We start from the raw sequence: 21,650 nt of genomic DNA, 5'->3' as shown, positions 1-21,650 counted from the left end.
TATTCATCTCCGCCTCCCTATTCATACCGAAGCGCTTCGACAGGATCGAGCCGGGCCGCGCGCCATGCCGGGTAAAGTGTCGCAAGAAGCGACAGCGCCAAGGCCATCAAGAGGACCGTGATCGTCTCGCCACTGTCAATTTCTGCCGGCAGCTTAGACAGGAAATAGAGCGTCGGGTCGAACAACTGGGTCGACGTCAGCCAGGAAACGAACTGACGGATGCTCTCGATATTCAGGCAGACAATCAAGCCAAGTATGAAGCCGGCTAGCGTACCCACACATCCTATGCTCGCCCCCGTGATCAGGAATATTCGCATGACGGATCCACGGGTTGCTCCCATGGTGCGCAGGATCGCAATGTCGCGCCCCTTATCCTTCACCAGCATGATCAACCCTGAAATGATGTTCAACGCGGCCACCAGAACGATCAGCGTCAAGATGATGAACATCACGTTTCGTTCCACTTCCAGCGCGGAAAAGAAAGTCACGTTTCTCTGGCGCCAGTCGGTCACGAAGGTTGGTCGCTCCGCCGCCTCTTCAATCGCCTTGGTCATCACACCGACATTGTCCGGATCGACGACATAGACCTCGATCCCCGTCGCTTTCGTGTCCATGTTGAAATAGGCTTGGGCCTCTTCAAGCGGCATGAACAGGAACGTTGAATCGTACTCGCTCATGCCGATTTCGAAAATAGCCGTAACCGGATAGGCCTTGAGCCGCGGTGTCACCCCCATGGGGGTCACGCTGCCACGCGGCGAGATTATGGTGATGTTGTCGCCTGTCGTGATACCAAGCTGTTGCGCCATCCGGGAGCCGATTGCGACGCCCTCCCCGGCATCGAAACCATCCAGCGTGCCTGAACGAACATTGTTGGCGATAAGCGGTATCCGGCGCAGATCACTTTCATAGACACCGCGCACCAGCGCGCCGAGATTGCCGGCAGGACCTGACACCAGTGCCTGTCCCTCGATAAAGGGAATGGCACTGACAACGTCAGGCACCCCCTCCAGCCGTGCCGATACCGCATCATAGTCGGTCAGCGGCATGTCGATGGGCTGAACCAGCATGTGGCCGTTGATGCCGAGAATCTTGCCCAGCAACTCCGAACGAAAACCGTTCATCACAGCCATCACGATGATGAGTGTCGCCACGCCGAGCATGATACCGGCGAAAGAAAAACCGGCGATCACGGAAATAAATGTCTCGCGCCTGCGCGAACGCAGGTATCGGCCCGCGATCATCCATTCGAAGGCGGAAAAGGGGCGTGTAGGCGCCGCGGGCTTCTGACCTTCGTCAACGTCCACAGTGTTTGCCGCTGTCATTATCCATCCACTTCAGCAATGCCCTTTCGGCAGCAATAATTGCTGCCGAATCCCCGCCCCGAGGATCACCGGACTTGATTAGTCCGTCAATGCCGCCGTCAGCTTGTTCAAGGTTGCGTCTGGAGAAAGCATTTCCTTTTCCCCAGTTGCACGATCCTTGACCTCCAACAGGCCCTCTTTCAGTCCACGCGGACCGGCAACAACCTGGAACGGCAACCCAATCAGGTCCATGGTGGCGAACTTTGCACCGGCCCGTGTATCTGTATCGTCGTAGAGCACTTCGATACCGGCAGCTTCCAGCTTGGCGTAAAGGTCCTCACTCACGGAATCGGTCGTCTCGTCACCCGGCTTCAGATTGACCAGACCAACATGGAACGGGGCGACGGATTTCGGCCAGATGATTCCATTTTCATCATGATTGGCTTCGATCAAGGCGCCAAGAAGGCGGGAAACGCCAACGCCGTAGGACCCCATGTGAACCGGAACTTCCTTCCCTTCAGCGGTGGCAACCTTCGCTCCCATCGGTTCGGAATACTTGGTGCCGAAATAGAAAGTCTGACCAACTTCGATGCCACGCGCCACAATCCGCTTGTCTTCCGGCACCGAGGCTTCGAACTCCGCTTTGTCAACGGACATCCTCAGTGGCAGCGTAGTGCGCAGTCCAGTCCTTTACGATCGGAGTAAGGTCGCTGCTGAAGTCAACGTCTTCGCCAGGTGTTTCCTTGTTCAGGTAATCGGCGTGGCAGTAGACCTCGCTTTCTCCGGTTTCGGCCAGAACAATGAACTCGTGGCTGAGATCACCGCCGATAGGACCCGTTTCCGCGCGCATTGGGATTGCCGTCAGGCCCATACGTTTATAGGTGCGCAGGTAGGCAACAAACATGCGATTATAGGACTCAACGGCCTTTTCCTGATCCAGGTCGAAGGAATAGGCGTCTTTCATCAGGAACTCACGGCCACGCATGACCCCGAAACGCGGACGAACCTCGTCACGGAACTTCCATTGAATATGATAAAGGTTCAGTGGCAGGTCCTTGTAGGAGCGCACATAACCGCGAAAGATATCGCTGATCATCTCTTCGTTGGTCGGGCCGTAAAGCATGTCCCGCTCGTGACGGTCGGTGATGCGGAGCATTTCCTTACCATATGCATCATATCGACCGCTTTCCCGCCAGAGATCAGCGGACTGGATCGTCGGCATCAACAACTGGATCGCACCGGCGCGTGCCTGCTCCTCTTCGACAATACGCTCGATCTTGCGCAAAACCTTGTGACCGAGTGGCAACCAAGAATATATACCCGCTGATTGCTGACGGATCATCCCGGCACGCAGCATAAGCCGGTGGGAAACGATCTCGGCCTCCTTGGGGGTTTCTTTCAAGATGGGCAGAAAATATCGGGAAAGACGCATGAATGTTCTCTCAATTTGGGCAAAGCCTGTTTTGTGCGCAGTCAAAGCGCAAGCGGGAGGCAAAAACAAGCCCTTTGCGCATCACAGATAACCTTTTACAGAAATTGCCGCCAAATCGCGTTCAAATGAGGGATTTCCTTTGTTTTGCCACCTCAATTTTCAACCGGAATTGCAACTTGGTTGCGCTTGGTCTTGCGCAAACGAATTGGGCAAGCAAAAAAATTGCGCTTCCTGCGACAAATAGGTGACAAGTCAGAAACAATGAGATAGGTTTCGACCCCATAATAAAAAAGATGCCTCGGCAGAAATGCTAAGAAGCTCAAGAACATCGCGGTCTGAGTCTTGGGAGGAAGGACCCTCTGGCGCACCTTTCGGTTCGCAGCCGCCCAACCAGGTTGTTATACCAACCGGTAAGGGATTGGGGTCAGTTTAGACGCGGAACTTTTTAAAGGCAGGGCTTTGGCTCTGCCTTTTTCTTTTTGTAAAAATCATATGATTTCCATTACCGTCAAAAAAGCCTTGGCAAAGACTAGCCGCTCGGCTGGCTGTAGCTCTGACTTGGCGGTTTGAAAAACGGAATGTCATCCAGCCCATAGCCAGATTGCCGCGCATAAAGAAAACCGGAAAATACGACAGTCGTTATGATTGTGGTTGCAACAATCACTTTCAGGAATCTGGGGCGGTCCGGTGCACTCGGTTCAGACCCCGGCGTCACCTCTCCTGCTTCCTCCTGGGTCTTGTGTAGACCGAAAGGCAGAATCGCAAACAGAATGATCCACCACAGCATGAAGTATACGGCAACACCAAACACCGGCGACATCTTCGCTTACGCCTCTTCCAGCTCAGTCAGGGTTCCAAGAAAGTCCTTGGGGTGGAGAAACAGAACCGGTTTGCCGTGAGCTCCGATCCTCGGTTCGCCGTCACCAAGCACGCGCGCACCGTCGGCGATCAACTTGTCGCGCGCGGCAATGATGTCATCCACTTCATAGCAGACGTGATGAATTCCACCCGATGGATTTTTCTCAAGGAATTTGATGATCGGTGAATTCTCGCCGAGCGGCTCCAGCAACTCGATTTTCGTATTGGGCAGATTGATGAAAACCGTGCTGACACCGTGATCCGGCTGCGCTTCCTTAGCCGAAACTTCCGCACCGAGCGTATCCCGGTAAACGGCGGTTGCAGCTTCGATATCCGATACAGCGATTGCGACGTGATTGAGCCGTCCGATCATAAAATTTCCTCCGCATGGAACGGCTCAAAAGGCCGTTCAGCTGACTATATTTGGGTCACCATCACCTTGCAGAGCGTCTTTTTGCCCCAGACATCCAGGATCTCGGACCGTGCAGCCCGCCGAGCCGCCTCCGCCACCAGATCCTTGTCTTTGCGCCGACCTTTCGGAATGCTCGTTACCGCACCGACCACGGCCTTGATAACGATATCTTCCATCGGTTCACCGTCGTCATCGGTGTCCGGCAACCCCAGCAACGTGATGTCCGGATCCGACAACAGGTCCCCTGACCGGTTGACCACCAGGGCAACAACTGCTGCACCGGCATAAGACAACTTGCGCCGCTCCTTCACGCCGGTCACTTCCGGGTCATCAAGAATGGCACCGTCTTTCACTAGAATGCCGGACGGTGCTTCATCGACAACTCCGGATTTTCCGGCTGTCAGGCAAATAATGTCCCCGTTCTTGCCGCGCACGACTTCCGGAACACCCTGTTCCTTCGCAAACGCAGCATGAGCTGCAAGATGCAACGGTTCACCATGAACGGGAAGCACGACTTTCGGCTTGATCAGTTTGTATAACTGCTCCAACTCACCCCGGCGCGGGTGACCGGAAACATGCACCAGCGCATCCCGGTCGGTGATAATTGTGACGTCGTTGTCGGCCAGATTGTTCATGACCTCACCAACTGCCTTCTCGTTTCCCGGAATGGTCCGGGAAGAGAAAATCACCATGTCACGCTTGGTAAGTGCGATATGTCGATGATCGCCGCTTGCAATCCGAGCAAGTGCCGCTCTGCTTTCGCCTTGCGATCCCGTGCAGAGCAAAACCGCCTTTTCGCGCGGCAGATAGCCGAAGGCTTCTTCGTCGTGAAACGGCTTCAGTCCTTCCAGATAACCGAGTTCGCCCGCTACATCGATGACCCGATGCATTGACCGTCCGACAACGACAACGTCACGGTCGTTTGCGGCTGCGGCTTCGGCGATGGCCCGGATACGGGCGACATTGGATGCGAATGTGGTCACCGCAATCCGGTGCGAGGCAGCCCCCATCACCTTCTTCAGCTCTTTCGCAACATCAGCTTCGCTCGGGCTGACACCGTCACGCACCGCGTTGGTACTGTCGCAGACAAGTGCCATTACGCCTTCGCGCCCGAGTTCGGCCAGCCTATCCATATCAATCGGCAGTCCGACGCCGGGGGTCGGATCAATTTTCCAGTCCCCCGTATGGAGCACGAGCCCCGCCGGTGTTCTGATGGCAAGCGCGCACGGTTCGGGGATCGAATGCGCCATGGCAACAAATTCAACATCGAACGGACCGATCTTGTGACGCTCCCCCTGCTTGACGACCGTGACAGGTACTTCTTCGGCCCCTGGTTCGCTCTCGGTCTTGGCAGCAAGCAGACCGGCGGTAAACGCCGTCGCATAGACAGGCACTTTCAGAAAAGGCCAGAGATGCAGAATACCGCCATAATGGTCTTCATGGGCATGGGTAATGACCATACCGGCGATATTGTCGACTTCGTCTTCCAGAAACTTGATATCCGGCACGATGACATCAATGCCGGGTAGCTCGGGACCTGCAAAGCTCACACCGCAGTCAACGATGAGCCAGGTTCTGTTTTCTTCGGGACCATAGCCGTAAAGACCCAGGTTCATCCCGATTTCACCGACACCGCCAAGTGGCAGAAACACAATGTCGTTTTTGTTTTCAGTGGCCGAAGCCATGGATTGCTCCTTTAAGCACGTGCACAGGCATCCTCTTAGCGGGTGTCATCGGCTAAAAACACATCGCCTGCATAAATGGTGCGCTGCCGGCCGTCGTCCTGCTTCAGGACCAGATGACCACGCGCATCCAGGTCGGCAAAAATGCCGGTAATTTCTTCCTGAGCGGTCCTGACCGTAATTTCCTTGCCAAGATGCGCCGCCCGTTTGAGCCAGAGCTTGCGAATGGATTGAAACCCACCCGGCTGACACCAGTTGTCAAGCTGCTCCGTCATGGTTGATGCAAGGGCCTCAAACAGGCGCTCGGCAGTAATTTGATAGCCGAGGCTCCTGAGATCAGTCGCTTCATACAACGCCAGAGGCGGGTGTGTAACACAATTGACGCCAAATCCAATAACCACTGCCTGCCGGCCATCGTCCAGCACTTCCGCCTCCAGAAGAATGCCAGACAGCTTGGCCTCATCAACAAGCAGGTCATTCGGCCATTTTAGGCTGACGAGCTGGAAGGTTCCCGCGGCTTTATCGACAGCTTCAGAAAGTGCCACCGCTGCAGCCAGCGGCAATTCCCCTATCCTGTCCGACGGTTGCGGGTCTATCAGCAAAACACTCGCAAAGAGGTTGCCAGTCGGTGACGACCAGTCGCGCCCTCTGCGTCCCCTGCCCGACGATTGCATGTCTGCGCGAATCCAAAGCCGTCCGGGATGTCCCGCACGCGCCCGGTCAAAACACAGTGTATTGGTGGAGCTTACGCTCTCATGCTCTTCATAGCGAAAATCCGGCGCACCAGGCGCCGGACGTTCAAGGTTTCTATCTGTCATACTTCGATCAGAACAATGATTGCGCCGCGGCACTCGCCGCGCTGATCACCTGCCCGGGCGCTAGCCAGAAGAAGATCACAAAGACGCTGGACAGGCCCAGAACAACTTTCAACTCCATCGGCATGGCTTCAAACCCTTCGACAGGTTCATCGAAGAACATCACCTTGACGATCCTCAGGTAATAGTACGCACCGACAACCGACATCAGCACACCGATGACCGCGAGCGGATAAAGCCCGGCCTCAACGGCTGCGACAAAGACATACCACTTGCCGAAGAAGCCAACCAGGGGCGGAATTCCGGCCAGGGAGAACATCAGCAGCGCCAGCAGAATAGCCATCGGCAGATTGGTCTGCGACAGGCCGGCAAGATCGTCGATTTCTTCATACATTCCATCCTTGCGGCGCATGGAGAGAATGCAGGCGAAGACACCCAGGGTCATGCTGAGATAGGCCGCCATATAGAAGATGACGCCTTCAACACCCGTTTGCGTACCGGCAGCAAGACCAACAAGCGCATAGCCCATATGACCTATGGAAGAATAGGCCATCAGCCGTTTCAGATTGCGCTGGCCAATGGCGGCGAATGCTCCGAGCGCCATGGATGCAATGGAGACAAAAACCACAATCTGCTGCCAGTCGGATGTCACCGGCTGGAAAGCTTCGATGACAATTCGCACCAGCATTCCCATCGCCGCAACTTTCGGGGCAGCCGCCAGGAAGGCCGTGACCGGTGTCGGTGCACCTTCATAAACATCCGGCGTCCACATGTGGAATGGAACCGCGGAGATCTTGAAGGCAAGACCTGCCAGAATGAAGGTCAGACCGATCACGAGGCCGATGGAAGCCCCTTCTTCGCTCAGTGCATGCGCAATACCTTCAAACGACACCTGCCCGGTGAAACCATAGACCAGCGACATGCCGTAAAGCAGCATGCCGGAAGACAGTGCTCCAAGGACAAAGTACTTGAGACCGGCTTCCGTCGAACGAACGCTGTCCCGATTGATCGCGGCAACAACGTAAAGCGACAGGCTCTGCAGTTCGAGACCGAGATAAAGCGCGATCATGTCGTTCGCAGATAGCATCAGCATCATGCCGAGCGTCGCCAGGACGATCAGGATCGGATATTCGAAATGGTCGAACGACTGGCTCTTGGCATACGCCCATGACATTGCGATCGCAAAGAACGAACCGACAAGAACAAGCAACTTGAGAAGATAGGCAAACTCATCAAGTACGAAGGATCCACCGAAGGTTTCTCCATAGGCCGGTACGAACAAAAGAACCAGGAACGTACCGCCCAGAAGCCCCATCGCGCCGCCGAAAACAGCATAGCTGACACCTTTGCCGCCAAAGGCGCCAACCATCAGCAAGACCATAGCTCCGAGGGCCAGAATGATTTCCGGCAGGACCGGCATGAGATCTGGCAATTGGCTCACATCTGACATAGCTCTGTCTCGTCCTCGAAACTTTAGTGAGATGCTGCGGCAGCAGCAGCTGCGTGCTGGGTGACCCCGGCCGCGTCAAGCGCCGCAACATAGTGATTGATGAGATTGTCGACTGCGCCCTGTGTCACGTCCAGGATCGCCATCGGATAGAAACCGAAGAAGATCGTCAGGACGATCATTGGGATCAGGATGACCTTTTCCCGCAAATTCAGGTCGAGGATCGACTTGAGGCTTTCCTTTTCCAACGCCCCGAACACAACACGGCGGTAAAGGTAAAGCGCATAGACAGCCGACAGGATCACACCGGAAGTCGCGAAGAAAGCAACCCACGTATTGACCTGGAATGCGCCCATCAGCGTCAGAATCTCTCCGACGAAACCGGACGTCCCCGGCAAGCCGACATTGGCCATGGTGAAGATCAGGAACACCACCGCGTATTTCGGCATCCTGCTTACAAGACCGCCATAAGCAGCAATATCGCGTGTGTGCATCCGGTCGTAGATAACGCCGACACAAAGGAAGAGCGCACCGGAAACAATACCGTGAGACAACATCTGGAAAATGCCGCCCTGCACGCCCTGGTGGGTCATCGTGAAGATACCCATGGTGACGTAACCCATGTGCGCCACCGAGGAATAGGCGATCAGTTTCTTGATGTCTTCCTGCGCGAGCGCCACCAGTGAGGTGTAGATAATCGCAACCACTGAAAGCGTGTAGATCATCGGCGCAAACATATCAGAGGCAATCGGGAACATCGGCAGCGAAAACCGCAGGAAACCGTATCCACCAAGCTTCAGGAGAACACCTGCCAAGATCACCGAACCAGCTGTCGGTGCTTCAACGTGGGCGTCCGGCAACCAGGTATGAACCGGCCACATCGGCATTTTCACTGCAAACGAGGCGAAGAACGCAAGCCATAACCAGGTTTGCATGCCTGCCGGGAAAGAATGTGCCAGCAGCTTTTCAATGTCCGTCGTGCCGGCATTCCAGTACATCGCCATGATCGCGATCAGCATCAAAACTGATCCGAGAAGCGTGTAAAGGAAGAACTTGTAGGATGCATACACCCGGCGTTTTCCACCCCAGACACCAATGATCAGGAACATCGGAATGAGGCCGGCTTCGAAGAAGACGTAGAACACAACCAGGTCAAGTGCACAGAAAACACCGATCATCAGCGTTTCCAGCACAAGGAAGGCAATCATGTATTCCTTGACGCGCTTCTGGACGCTTTCCCAGGAGGCCAACACACAGAAAGGCATCAGGAACGTGGTCAGAATGACAAACAGCACCGAAATGCCATCGACACCCATCTTGTAACTGATCTCACCGCCCAGCCAGGGCTTGTTTTCGACAAACTGGAAACCCGGATTGGCGTAGTCGAAACTTCCCCAGATGAACAGTGACAGTAGGAAAGTCACGGAAGTCGTCACCAGAGCGACCATCCGGATGTTCTTCTTGCTGCCTTCATCATCACCCGGAACCAGGAGGATGAAGAGCACGCCAAGAAGCGGCAAGAAGGTCGTGAGTGACAGAATTGGCCAGTCGATCATTAGTGTGCACCCCCGCCGGTGCCAGCACCGGTGAACATCGACCAGGTGATGAGCGCGGCCACACCGATCAGCATCGCAAATGCGTAGTGATAAAGATATCCGGTCTGCAATTTCACGACCCAGGCCGTGACATTTTGAACGCGGCTGGCGACACCATTCGGCCCGAAGCCGTCAATAACGGTGCCATCCCCTTTCTTCCAAAGGGTTCGGCCAAGCCATACGGCAGGGCGGACAAAGATGAAGTCGTAGATCTCGTCGAAGTACCACTTGTTCAAAAGGAACTGGTAGAGGCCCTGATGGCGCTCCGCCAACTGCTTCGGCATCTCCGGCGAGCGGATATAGAACAGGTAGGCCACCAGGAACCCAAGCACCATCATCACGAACGGCGAGACTTTGACCCAGGCGGGAACCTCGTGCATTGCATGAAGAATATGATTGGTCTCCGAGGTGAACAGCGAACCTTTCCAGAAGGCGTCGTAACCTTCACCATAGAAAGAACCGTAGAAGACCATACCGGCAAACGCGGCGCCAATGGCCAGAATGGCAAGCGGTACGGTCATCACAAGCGGCGATTCGTGAACGTGTTTCATGACATCGACCGGTGCACGTGGTTTTCCATGGAAGGTCATGAAAGTCAGTCGCCAGGAGTAGAAAGCTGTTAGCGCGGCCGCGATCACAGTCAGCCAGAAGCCATAGAGCGCCATCGGGTTGGCATGGTCGCCAACGGAGCCGGCAAAGGCAGCCTCGATGATCGCGTCCTTGGAGATGAAGCCCGCAAAACCGAGGTGGGTGAACGGAATGCCGACACCGGTTAGCGCCAGCGTGCCGATCATCATCGTCCAATAGGTAATCGGGATATGCTTGCGCAGCCCACCCATCTTACGCATGTCCTGCTCGTCAGAAACGGCGTGGATCACCGAACCGGCACACAGGAACAAAAGCGCCTTGAAGAACGCATGCGTGAACAGGTGGAAGATCCCAATCGAATAGGCTCCGACCCCCAGAGCGACAAACATGTAACCGAGCTGAGAGCAGGTCGAATAGGCAATCACCCGCTTGATGTCGTTCTGGACCAGACCGACCGTCGCCGCAAAGAACGCAGTTGTCGCACCGAAGAAAACGATCACGGCCAGCGCAGTGTGGGAAAGTTCCATAAGCGGTGACAGGCGTGCCACCATGAAGACGCCTGCGGTCACCATGGTCGCAGCATGGATGAGCGCGGACACCGGTGTCGGGCCTTCCATCGCATCCGGCAACCACGTGTGCAGCAGGAACTGCGCTGACTTACCCATCGCCCCCATGAAGAGAAGCAGGCAGATAACCGTCATCGTCGCATGCGGGTCAAGATGATAACCCAGGAAGGTCAGCGCCTCGCCGGGTCGCTCGATGAAGGACGGTGCATCATTGAAGATGGTGGTGAACTCGATGCTCTGGAAAACGTAGAAGACACCAAAGATACCAAGCGCAAAGCCAAAGTCGCCGACACGGTTGACCACAAAAGCTTTCATGGCCGCCGCATTCGCCGAAGGTTTCTTGTACCAGAAACCGATCAGCAGATAGGAAGCAAGACCAACACCTTCCCAGCCGAAGAACATTTGCAGCAGGTTGTCGGCTGTGACCAGCGACAGCATCGCGAACGTAAACAGCGACAGATAGGCAAAGAAGCGCGGACGGTGCGGATCGTGATGCATGTAGCCGATCGAATAGACATGCACGAGCGCGGAAACAGTATTGACCACGACCAGCATGACTGCGGTCAGAGTGTCGACCCGGATCGACCAGGAAACCTTGAGATCGCCGGCATCCACCCAGCGGAAAAGCTCCACGATCTGCAGCTCGGAACCGCCGAGCCAGAAACCGAAAAACGTAATCCATGACAGCAGCGCCGCCAGGATCACCAACCCGCTTGTAATATACTCACAGGCCTTGTCGCCGATGGTCCGGCCGAAAAGGCCGGCAATCAGGAAGCCGATCAGCGGCAGGAACAGGATTGCGGAATACATCAGCTCCTACCCTTTCATCACATTGACGTCTTCCACGGCGATCGAGCCGCGGTTCCGGTGGAACACCACCAGGATCGCCAGACCGATAGCCGCTTCAGCGGCGGCAACCGTAAGCACCAGCATGGTGAAGATCTGCCCCATCATGTCGCCGAGGAACGACGAAAAGGCGACAAAATTGATGTTCACCGAAAGCAGAAGCAATTCGATCGACATCAAGATAACAATCACGTTCTTCCTGTTCAGAAAGATCCCGAAAATCCCGATTGTGAACAGGATCGCCGCGACCGACAGATAGTGCGACAGACCGATTTCCATGGGCGCCTCGCCGTGCTCCCCTCGTTAACCCCAACCGGAAACAGCACGGAGGAGCGTGCCGGTTCCCGGACTTTACTTATGAAACGCAAACGTATTTGCGTCAGATCCCTTTGCCCGTTTCCACCTTCCGAACTTCAACAGCTGCCTCGCGTGTACGGCCAACCTGTTCCGGAATGCTTTGACGTTTGACATTCGGCTTATGGCGCAGCGTCAGGACAATCGCCCCGATCATCGCCACCAGCAGCACCAGGCCAGCGACCTGGAAGAAATAGATGTATTTTGTGTAGAGCACCGAGCCGAGTGCCTGAATGTTGCTCGTCTCCGTGAGCGCCGGCATTGGTTCAGCGCCGTGTCCAAGTATTTCAGGTGCGATAATCCAGGCACCTACGCCCATCAGAATTTCGACCAGCAGGATAAGTCCGACCAGGCCGCCAATCGGCAGATACTGCAAAAACCCCTGGCGCAGCTCGACAAAATCCACATCCAGCATCATGACGACGAACAGGAACAGAACTGCCACTGCGCCGACATAGACGACCACCAGAAGCAGAGCCAGGTATTCGGCGCCAAGCAGAATGAACAAGCCGGCGGAGTTCACAAAGGCCAAGATCAGGAACAGAACCGATGTCACCGGATTTCGGGACGCGATCACCATGAACCCGGACGCCAGAGTGACGCCGGCAAACAGGTAGAAAAAGAGGGCTTTCAGGATCATTTCAAAGACCTGCCTGTCGTGTGGCCTTTTCGGGCCGGAAATTCAGGGCCCGGCCGGATTGCCGGGCAGAAGTAGAAGTGTTCGGTTAGCTCCTATCTGTAAGGAGCATCCATTTCAATGTTGCGGGCAATTTCACGTTCCCAACGATCACCATTCGCAAGCAGCTTTTCCTTGTCGTAGTAAAGCTCTTCGCGGGTTTCCGTTGCGAATTCGAAATTCGGCCCTTCAACAATTGCATCCACCGGGCAGGCTTCCTGACAGAAGCCGCAATAGATGCACTTGACCATATCGATATCGTAGCGAGTGGTTCGGCGTGTACCATCGTTGCGGCGCGGACCAGCTTCGATAGTGATCGCCTGTGCCGGGCAGATCGCTTCACACAATTTGCAGGCGATACACCGTTCCTCACCATTCGGATAACGGCGCAAAGCGTGTTCACCGCGAAAGCGTGGGCTGACCGGCCCCTTTTCGAACGGGTAATTGACCGTTGGCTTCGGCTTGAAGAAGTAACGCATCGCCAGAACGAATGCCGATACGAACTCCTGCAGAAACAGCGATTTGACGGCTTGACTAAGTCCCATCGCTTTTTGCCTCTCTTTCCTCAACCAGCCAGCAGGCTGGCGGCCCAATAACCAATGATCGGGAAACCGATCACCGGAACTCCAAAAATCAGTGCGCTCAAGAGCGCTTTGTATTTGGCCGCGGCGCCACCGTCGCCACCGGCCTGTCGGTTTTTCATCTCGGCCGCCTGAAGCATTCCCTTCAGGATCTTGTAGTCGAGCCAGCCGACATAAAGTCCGACGGCCGCACCAATCACTCCGGCCAACGAGATACTCACGCTGCGCCCGGAGCCCAGCCCATCACCATCAGAACCGCTGCAACCACAACGACCATTCCGAGCGACAGGGGCAGGAACACTTTCCAGCCAAGACGCATCAACTGGTCATAGCGGTAGCGCGGAACCATTGCCTTCACCATGGCGAACATGAAGAAGCCAAGGAAACATTTCAGCAGGAACCAGACCACTCCGGGCACCCAGGTAAAGGGTGCGAAATCAAGCGGCGGCAACCAACCACCCATGAAGAAAATGGTCATCAGAGCGCACATCAGGCAGATGGCGACATATTCGCCAAGCATGAACATCATGTACGGAGTGGAGCCATATTCCACCATGAAACCGGCGACAAGTTCCGATTCAGCTTCCGCCAGATCGAACGGTGGGCGATTGGTTTCAGCCAGAGCGGATACGAAAAACACCACGAACATCGGGAACAGCGGCAACCAGTACCAGTTCAGGAAAGCCAGCCACGGAACACCAAGCATGTTGGCAAGTCCCGTTTCCTGGGAATGAACAATGCCGGAGAGGTTCAATGTGCCTGCGCACAACAGGACTGTCACGATCACGAAGCCGATGGAAACCTCATAGGACACCATCTGAGCTGCGGAACGCAGTGCTGACAGGAACGGATATTTCGAGTTTGACGCCCAACCGCCAATGATCACACCATAGACCTCGAGCGAGGACACCGCGAAGACAAACAGGACGCCGACATTGATATTGGCGATCACCCACCCGTCCGCAACCGGGATAACCGCCCATGCCGCAAGCGCGAGGATCACGGATATCAACGGCGCCAGCAAAAACAGGATCTTGTTGGAACCCGCCGGTATGACCGGTTCTTTCAGAACGAATTTCAAGAGATCGGCAAAACTTTGCAGAAGCCCCCAAGGACCGACAACATTCGGGCCGCGGCGGATCTGGACGGCAGCCCAGATTTTCCGGTCTGCATAGAGAATGTAAGCGACGATCACCAGAAGCACGACCATGAGCAGAATGCTCTGGAACGCCATCCAGAGGAACGGCAAACCGTAGGTCGTCATGAACTCAGCCATATCGGTCCCCTACCCCTTATTCAGCTGCTTCCGCCACTCGCGTTTTCGCGAGCGCCGAACACTCGGCCATCACCTTGGAGGCACGAGCAATCGGATTGGTCAAGAAAAAGTCGGAAATGACGTTGGTAAAGCCGGCGCCATCCATTTTGGCCGAAGCATCGGCCAACTTTTCAACATCTGCCGCATCACCGGCTTCGATCGCATCCACACTCAACATATGCGGTGCGGCTTCATAGAGCTTGGCACGCAATTCTCGAAGGGAATCAAATTCCAGCGTCTGGTCGAGATTTGCAGACAACGCACGCAGGATTGCCCAGTCTTCACGAGCATCTCCCGGAGGAAACGCCGCGCGGTCACCCATCTGGACACGGCCCTCGGTATTGACGTAGATCGCGGACTTCTCGGTATAGGCAGCACCTGGAAGGATAATGTCGGCGCGATGTGCACCCCGGTCACCATGCGTGCCCTGGTAGACGACAAATGCGCCTTCCGGAACATCCACTTCATCGACACCCAGCAGAAACAGGACATCAAGTGCACCCGCTTCCAGAATCGCACCGGTGTCCTTGCCGCCGTCACCCGGCACAAAACCTATGTCGAGAGCGCCTACCTGAGAAGCTTCCGTATGCAAGACGTTGAAGCCGTTCCAACCGTCCTTGACGACACCAAGCGACTTCGCCGCAGCGGCTAATGTTGCGAGCACTTCCGCGCCATCCGGCCGGTTCAGCGCGCCCTGCCCGATAATGAACATCGGACGCTCGGCCTTCGCGGGTGCATGGTCAACGAACTGCTTCAAGCTGTCCGGCCCCGCTCCGAGGTAGGTGACCGGATAGGTCAGATCCGCATTTTCGCCGATCAGGCCGATATGAACATCACCACGTGTCCAGCGTTTGCGGATACGCGCATTCAGAACCGGCGCTTCCTGACGCGGGTTTGTACCGATCAACATGATCGCATCAGCGTCTTCAATGCCCTGGATCGTGGAATTGAAGAGATAGCTTGAGCGACCGTTTTTCGGATGCAGCGGGGATCCCGGGAATCTGCTGTCGATGTTTACAACACCCAGCTTATCCATCAGGCTTTTCAGTGCGAACATTTCTTCAACACCGGCCAGCTGACCGGCGAGAGCACCGATCCTGTCGGCGGATGTGCCCTTGACCTTGTCCGCGATGATCTGGAACGCTTCAGTCCAGGAAACAGGCTGCAGTTTGCCGTCTTTCCTGGCATACGGCCGGTCAAGACGCTGGGTCTTGAGGCCGTCCCAGATGTAACGTGCCTTGTCGGAGATCCACTCTTCGTTGACCTCTTCGCTCAGGCGCGGCATCACCCGCATGACTTCCTTGCCCCGGGTATCGACGCGAATGGCCGATCCGACCGCGTCCATGACATCAACGCTTTCGGTCTTGGTCAATTCCCATGGACGGGCATGAAACTCGTAAGGTTTGTGTGTCAGCGCTCCAACCGGACAAAGATCCGCAACATTGCCCTGCATCTCGGACGAAAGCGCTGCTTCCAGATACGTCGTGATCTCCGCGTCTTCACCTCGACCAATCAACCCCATGTCGGTAACACCACACACTTCCGTGGTGAACCGGACACAGCGCGTGCAGTGAATGCAGCGTGTCATGATGGTCTTGATCAGCGGGCCGATTTCCTTGTTTTCGACCGCACGCTTGTTCTCGTGGAAACGTGATCCGTCGACACCATAGGCCATGGCCTGGTCCTGAAGGTCGCACTCGCCACCCTGGTCGCAGATCGGACAGTCCAGCGGGTGGTTGATGAGCAGAAACTCCATCACACCTTCGCGGGCCTTCTTGACCATCTCGGACTTGGTTTCGACTACCGGCGGCTCGCCATTTGGTCCGGGGCGAAGATCCTTCACGCCCATGGCGCAGGACGCAGTCGGCTTTGGTGGTCCGCCCTTGACCTCGACAAGGCACATGCGGCAGTTGCCGGCAATGGACAGCCTGTCGTGGTAACAAAAACGCGGAACTTCCGCACCAGCTTCCTCACAGGCCTGAAGCAATGTGTAGTCCGCGGGGACGTCCACTTCTTTGCCGTCGATGATCAGTTTCGTCATCACTTTGCCTCTTGTGCCGCTTCGTAGGCAGCCAACAGTTCAGTCACTTCAATACCGTTGATGGTCATTCCATTCAGACGGCTCCGACTGATTGCTGTTCCCGCCAGATTGGCATTGGAAATGTGCAAACCAGCCATATTCACATTGTCATACCGGCCACCGGCCAAATTGACGTCGTCATAGTTGCACCCGGAAAAATTCACGTCCGTGAACGAGGACCCCGAAAGGTCCGCATCTTTCACTTTCAGACAGTGCTTTTCCCCCAGGATGTTCATCAGACTACTCCGCCGCCACCAAGGTCGAAGATGTTTTCGATTTGGCAACATAGTCATCGATACGCTGTTCGATCACCGGCCGGAAATTCTTGATCAGACCCTGGATCGGCCAGGCAGCCGCATCTCCAAGCGCGCAGATCGTATGACCCTCGACCTGCTTGGTCACCTTGAACAGCATGTCGATTTCCTCATAAGAGGACTCGCCCTTGACCATGCGCTCCATGACACGCCACATCCAGCCGGTACCTTCCCGGCACGGCGTGCACTGACCGCAGCTTTCCGAGCAATTGCCTTGATGATGTCTGTCGACTTGTCCATGACGATGACCGCCGCCGTACCAAGACCTGAGCCCATGCCACGCAGCGTGTCGAAATCCATCGGCGCGTCCTTGATCTGCTCCGACGTGCAGCAGGGAACCGAGGACCCACCCGGGATTACGGCCAGCAGATTGTCCCAACCACCGCGGATACCGCCACAATGCTTGTCGATCATTTCCGAGAAAGGCACGCCGAGTTCTTCTTCGAACGTTGCGGGCTGATTGACGTGACCGGAGACGCAGAAAAGCTTGGTTCCCGTGTTGTTCGGCCGACCGAGAGCCGAGAACCACGCAGCACCGCGGCGCAAAATGGTGGGAGCCACTGCGATCGATTCAACGTTGTTCACGGTCGTCGGGCACCCGTAAAGGCCGACATTGGCCGGGAACGGCGGCTTCAGACGCGGCTGGCCTTTCTTGCCTTCCATGCTTTCCAGAAGAGCTGTCTCTTCGCCGCAGATATAAGCCCCCGCACCGTGGTGAACGTAGATATCGAAATCGTATCCGTTCTTGTTGTTCTTGCCGATGAGACCAGCGTCATAGGCCTGATCGATCGCGGCCTGAAGACGTTCCCGTTCGCGAATGAATTCGCCGCGCACATAAATGTACGCCGCGATCGCGCCCATGGCATACCCGGCGACGAGGCATCCCTCGACCAGCGTATGCGGGTCGTGCCTGAGAATTTCACGGTCCTTACAGGTGCCTGGCTCGGATTCGTCGGCATTGACAACCAGATAGGCCGGCCGTCCATCGGATTCCTTAGGCATGAACGACCATTTCAGGCCGGTCGGAAAACCTGCACCACCTCGGCCGCGCAGACCTGAATCCTTCATTTCCTGAACGATCCAATCACGCCCCTTGTCGAGCAGAGCTTTGGTATTGTCCCATTGACCGCGCTTTTTCGCGCCGTCCAGGCCCCAGTCATGCAGACCGTAGATATTGGTGAAGATCCGATCCTGATCTTTCAGCATCTCTTCCCCCTAGTCTTCGCTCTTTGAGGAAGCCACTTCACCGGCATCCACACGCTTGGAAAATTCCGTATCTTCGCCCGACGCCAGGATCTTCGCCTGCTCGATCCATCCGTCGCGTTCGATACGGCCCTTGAACTTCAAACGGCTGTCAACCCAGGCAACCTGTTCCGGTCCCCAGCTCGCGACCTGATCGAAATGGTAAAAGCCAAGCTTGTTGAGCGTTTCTTCCAGTTTCGGACCGACGCCCTTGAGCTTCTTCAGATCATCCGGTTTACCGTCGCGAGGTCCCGTCAGAATCTCCGGTTCCTTCTCAACTGCAACGGTCGCTGAATCATCGGATTTTTTGGTGTCTACCGGCTTCTGGTCTTCTTTTATCGCAGCCGGCTTTTCGTCCTTCTTTGGAGCCGGCGCCGGCGCCTCGGTTTTCTTTTCAGCCTTTGCGGCGAACTCGGACCTTACCTTGGCAACCGCGTCTTCCGCTGGTGTCGGAACGCCGTCATAGTCGTTCCCGCCTGCATTGATCGCTGCTCCGGCGAAATCATGAGACGCCTTCTCTGCACCATCGACCAGATGCGCTCTTGGCATTTCGCCAACGGTGCCGTCCTCGATTTCAGTTAGATTGGTTTGTCCGCCTTCGGCCATCGCAAAGCGACGACCGTTCTGCGGACCGGGCGTGACTTCCTTGCCCGCCGCAATATCATCGATCAGCGCGTTGAAGCTGTCTTCCGTCAGATCTTCGTAGGTATCCTTGAAAATCTGAACCATGGGCGCGTTGACGCAAGCGCCGAGACACTCGACTTCTTCCCAAGAGAACATGCCGTCTTCGGAAATCTCGTGCATGTGTTTGGCTATACGGGATTTGCAGATCTTGATCAGGTCCTCTGACCCACGCAGCTGGCAAGGTGTTGTGCCGCAAACCTGAATATGCGCTTTCTTGCCGACTGGTTGCAGCTGGAACATGGTGTAGAATGTCGCCACCTCCAGCACCCGGATTTTCGGCATGTCGAGCAGATTGGCAATATAGCGAATTGCCGGTTCGCTCACCCAACCGTCATTTTGTTCCTGCGCACGCCACAAAAGTGGAATGACCGCGGAGGCCTGACGACCAGCCGGATAACGGTCGATCAGCTTGTTCGCCCACGAGAGATTGTTCTCGGTGAACTCGAAGCTTTCTGGTTGTTCCGCGGCAAGTCGGCGAACTGCCATGGTGTTATCCCCGTTTTGTCACATTGACCGGAGCCGGACATGCGGCTGCCAGGGTCGAAAAATTTTGGCGCATCGCCCGCATCAGCGGTCGACCTCACCGAACACGATATCCATGGAACCCAACACCGCCGAGACATCGGCGAGCAGGTGGCCACGGCAAAGAAAGTCCATGGCCTGAAGGTGAGCGTATCCCGGTGCCTTGATCTTGCAACGGTATGGCTTGTTGGTGCCGTCTGCGACCAGATAGACGCCGAATTCACCCTTCGGTGCTTCGACTGCCGCATAAACTTCACCAGCCGGAACGTGATAGCCTTCGGTGTAAAGCTTGAAGTGGTGGATCAGCGCTTCCATGGACCGCTTCATCTCGCCGCGTTTCGGCGGTACGATTTTGCCATCCACGGAGGAAACCGGACCGGTTTCCACGGTGAGCTTTTCCAGACACTGTTTCATGATCCGAACTGATTGACGCATTTCTTCCATGCGGATCAGGTACCGGTCATAACAATCGCCGTTCTTGCCGATCGGGATATCGAAATCCAGTTCGGAATAACACTCATAGGGCTGAGATTTGCGCAGGTCCCACGCAGCCCCCGACCCGCGCACCATGACACCGGAAAAGCCCCAGGCCCAGGCATCGTCAAGATCGACGACACCAATGTCGACATTCCGCTGTTTGAAGATCCGGTTATCGGTCAAAAGACCTTCGATATCATCCAGAGTTTGCAGAAACGGATCGCAGAAATCCCAGATGTCGTCGAGAAGATCACGCGGCAGGTCCTGATGAACTCCGCCAGGACGCACAAATGCGGCGTGCATGCGAGCGCCACAGGCACGCTCATAAAACACCATCAGCTCTTCACGTGGCTCAAAGCCCCAAAGCGGCGGTGTCAGCGCGCCGACGTCCATGGCCTGCGTTGTTACGTTCAATAGATGCGACAGGATACGTCCGATTTCCGAGTAGAGAACTCGGATCAATTGACCACGCTTGGGAACTTCAATGTCGAGCAAACGCTCAACGCCGAGCGCAAACGCATGTTCCTGATTCATCGGCGCCACATAGTCGAGGCGATCGAAGTAAGGCACGGCCTGCAGATAGGTCTTCTGCTCAATCAGCTTCTCGGTACCCCGATGCAGCAATCCGATATGCGGATCCACGCGGGTAACCACTTCGCCGTCCAGCTCCAGCACGAGGCGCAAAACGCCGTGCGCAGCCGGGTGCTGCGGACCGAAGTTGATATTGAAGTTTCGAACCTGAGCCTCAGCCATGTTGAGGATCCTGCTGTTTGGCGTAATACGCGAAAACTTCCGGGCCAGTCATTTTGCGGGTTTCATTCGCAAATGAATAATTGTCCGGCTGTTCGTCTACGAAGATTTCAGTGGTAAACTTGAAGATCGAGGGGTCGTCGAATGCCTGGGCCGACAGCGAGGTATGAGATCCATCTCGCAGACGCCAGGCGATCGTTGAACCGCAGGTCTTGCAAAATACGCGCTCGCCGTAATCAGAGGACTTGTAGACGCCAAGCGCACCTTCATCTTCATAGGCAACGCTGTCTCCGCAGGAAACTGCCATATAAGTGCCCCCGGTCCAGCGCCTGCACATTTCACAATGGCAAACGCCCATCTCATCGTTGGTGGGCACCGCGGTAAACTTGACGCTCCCGCAAAGACAACCGCCTGTAAGTCGTTCGCTCATCCCTGCCCGCCTCAGTTCGTGGTTGCTTTTTCATCGCCCGGCAGCACGTAATCCGTGCCTTCCCAGGGTGAAAGAAAATCGAAAGACCGCATCTCCTGGTTCAGGCGGACCGGCTCATAGACAACACGCTTCTTTTCGTCGTCGTAGCGCACTTCCACAAATCCTGTGACCGGAAAATCCTTGCGCAGCGGATGACCGTCGAAGCCATAGTCCGTCAGGATCCGGCGCAGGTCCGGATGACCGGAAAAGAGGATGCCGTACATGTCATAGGCTTCGCGCTCGAACCACTCCGCTCCTGGAAACAATGGCGTCAGAGAAGCAACCGGCGTGGTTTCGTCGGTCATGGTCTTCACACGGATCCGTTGGTTCTGAACGGGGGACAGGAAGTGATAGACAACGTCGAAACGTTTTTCCCGCGAAGGATAATCGACGCCGCAGATATCCGTCAGATTGACGAATTTGCACGAACTGTTGTCGCGCAAAAAGCGTACTGCATCGAGAATATCGGTCGCATTCACAGTCAGCGTCAGCTCACCATATTCGACCTTCCAGGACACAAGGGACTCACCCAAACCAAGCTCAATATGCTCAGCGAGTTCCTTCAAAGTCTCGTCCATCGCGTTCGACCTCACCCCTAAGGAGCCTGTTTTGCGGCGCTGGGCGCCAATCCCTCAAAATCCGCC

General features: G+C 55.7%; 19 protein-coding genes and 2 pseudogenes. All 21 read right to left on the bottom strand.

The window, feature by feature from the left end; all coding sequences use genetic code 11:
* Positions 1-17 precede the first annotated feature (17 nt).
* Complete coding sequence (locus K5905_RS05200) at positions 18-1,322, bottom strand: lipoprotein-releasing ABC transporter permease subunit (RefSeq protein ID WP_297580975.1); 1,305 nt, start codon at positions 1,320-1,322, stop codon at positions 18-20.
* A 78-nt stretch (positions 1,323-1,400) separates the two neighbouring features.
* Positions 1,401-2,733 (bottom strand): annotated as a pseudogene (gene proS / locus K5905_RS05195) (proline--tRNA ligase).
* Positions 2,734-3,262: 529 nt separating this feature from the next.
* Positions 3,263-3,553 (bottom strand): DUF1467 family protein, encoded by a 291-nt coding sequence (locus tag K5905_RS05190; RefSeq protein ID WP_297580972.1) that lies wholly within the window; start codon positions 3,551-3,553, stop codon positions 3,263-3,265.
* 6 nt (positions 3,554-3,559) lie between these two features.
* Positions 3,560-3,964 (bottom strand): methylmalonyl-CoA epimerase, encoded by a 405-nt coding sequence (gene mce, locus K5905_RS05185; protein WP_297580969.1) that lies wholly within the window; start codon positions 3,962-3,964, stop codon positions 3,560-3,562.
* A 44-nt stretch (positions 3,965-4,008) separates the two neighbouring features.
* Positions 4,009-5,688 (bottom strand): ribonuclease J, encoded by a 1,680-nt coding sequence (locus K5905_RS05180; RefSeq protein WP_297580967.1) that lies wholly within the window; start codon positions 5,686-5,688, stop codon positions 4,009-4,011.
* 35 nt (positions 5,689-5,723) lie between these two features.
* The gene (locus K5905_RS05175; RefSeq protein ID WP_297580965.1) at positions 5,724-6,503 is read right to left on the bottom strand and encodes a biotin--[acetyl-CoA-carboxylase] ligase; all 780 of its coding nucleotides are present in this window, start codon (positions 6,501-6,503) and stop codon (positions 5,724-5,726) included.
* A 7-nt stretch (positions 6,504-6,510) separates the two neighbouring features.
* A complete protein-coding gene (gene nuoN, locus K5905_RS05170; RefSeq protein ID WP_297580963.1) occupies positions 6,511-7,950 on the bottom strand; it encodes an NADH-quinone oxidoreductase subunit NuoN in 1,440 nt (479 codons plus the stop codon).
* Between the two features lie 23 nt (positions 7,951-7,973).
* On the bottom strand, positions 7,974-9,503 hold the full coding sequence (locus tag K5905_RS05165; RefSeq protein ID WP_297580960.1) for an NADH-quinone oxidoreductase subunit M: 1,530 nt from the start codon (positions 9,501-9,503) through the stop codon (positions 7,974-7,976).
* Positions 9,503-11,506, bottom strand: coding sequence for an NADH-quinone oxidoreductase subunit L (gene nuoL, locus K5905_RS05160; RefSeq protein WP_297580957.1), 2,004 nt, complete (start codon positions 11,504-11,506; stop codon positions 9,503-9,505). The genes K5905_RS05165 and nuoL overlap by 1 nt, the downstream gene beginning before the upstream one ends.
* 6 nt (positions 11,507-11,512) lie before the next feature.
* Positions 11,513-11,821 (bottom strand): NADH-quinone oxidoreductase subunit NuoK, encoded by a 309-nt coding sequence (gene nuoK / locus K5905_RS05155; protein ID WP_006934707.1) that lies wholly within the window; start codon positions 11,819-11,821, stop codon positions 11,513-11,515.
* A 100-nt stretch (positions 11,822-11,921) separates the two neighbouring features.
* Positions 11,922-12,536 (bottom strand): NADH-quinone oxidoreductase subunit J, encoded by a 615-nt coding sequence (locus K5905_RS05150; RefSeq protein WP_297580953.1) that lies wholly within the window; start codon positions 12,534-12,536, stop codon positions 11,922-11,924.
* A 92-nt stretch (positions 12,537-12,628) separates the two neighbouring features.
* Positions 12,629-13,117 carry an NADH-quinone oxidoreductase subunit NuoI gene (gene nuoI, locus K5905_RS05145; protein WP_006934709.1) on the bottom strand — a complete coding sequence of 163 codons (489 nt, stop codon included), beginning with the start codon at positions 13,115-13,117 and terminating at the stop codon, positions 12,629-12,631.
* 20 nt (positions 13,118-13,137) lie between these two features.
* A complete protein-coding gene (locus K5905_RS05140) occupies positions 13,138-13,374 on the bottom strand; it encodes a hypothetical protein (RefSeq protein WP_297580950.1) in 237 nt (78 codons plus the stop codon).
* On the bottom strand, positions 13,371-14,429 hold the full coding sequence (gene nuoH / locus K5905_RS05135) for an NADH-quinone oxidoreductase subunit NuoH (RefSeq protein WP_297580947.1): 1,059 nt from the start codon (positions 14,427-14,429) through the stop codon (positions 13,371-13,373). The genes K5905_RS05140 and nuoH overlap by 4 nt, the downstream gene beginning before the upstream one ends.
* Before the next feature lie 16 nt (positions 14,430-14,445).
* The gene (gene nuoG, locus K5905_RS05130; RefSeq protein ID WP_297580945.1) at positions 14,446-16,509 is read right to left on the bottom strand and encodes an NADH-quinone oxidoreductase subunit NuoG; all 2,064 of its coding nucleotides are present in this window, start codon (positions 16,507-16,509) and stop codon (positions 14,446-14,448) included.
* Positions 16,509-16,784, bottom strand: a complete 276-nt coding sequence (locus tag K5905_RS05125) for a pentapeptide repeat-containing protein (protein WP_297580942.1) — start codon at positions 16,782-16,784, stop codon at positions 16,509-16,511. The genes nuoG and K5905_RS05125 overlap by 1 nt, the downstream gene beginning before the upstream one ends.
* 4 nt (positions 16,785-16,788) lie before the next feature.
* A pseudogene (nuoF, locus tag K5905_RS05120) lies at positions 16,789-18,068 on the bottom strand (NADH-quinone oxidoreductase subunit NuoF).
* 9 nt (positions 18,069-18,077) lie between these two features.
* Entirely contained in the window at positions 18,078-19,274 is a 1,197-nt protein-coding gene (gene nuoE / locus K5905_RS05115) for an NADH-quinone oxidoreductase subunit NuoE (RefSeq protein WP_297580940.1), read from the bottom strand.
* A gap of 81 nt (positions 19,275-19,355) precedes the next feature.
* Positions 19,356-20,540, bottom strand: a complete 1,185-nt coding sequence (locus tag K5905_RS05110) for an NADH-quinone oxidoreductase subunit D (RefSeq protein WP_297580938.1) — start codon at positions 20,538-20,540, stop codon at positions 19,356-19,358.
* Positions 20,533-20,895, bottom strand: a complete 363-nt coding sequence (locus K5905_RS05105) for a GFA family protein (protein WP_297580977.1) — start codon at positions 20,893-20,895, stop codon at positions 20,533-20,535. The genes K5905_RS05110 and K5905_RS05105 overlap by 8 nt, the downstream gene beginning before the upstream one ends.
* Before the next feature lie 83 nt (positions 20,896-20,978).
* Complete coding sequence (locus tag K5905_RS05100; RefSeq protein ID WP_297580935.1) at positions 20,979-21,584, bottom strand: NADH-quinone oxidoreductase subunit C; 606 nt, start codon at positions 21,582-21,584, stop codon at positions 20,979-20,981.
* Positions 21,585-21,650 lie beyond the last annotated feature (66 nt).

Source organism: Roseibium sp., assembly GCF_025698965.1.
GTDB lineage: Bacteria > Pseudomonadota > Alphaproteobacteria > Rhizobiales > Stappiaceae > Roseibium.
Note: the sequence above shows the minus strand (reverse complement) of the source record. Positions and strands in the feature narration are given on the sequence as shown.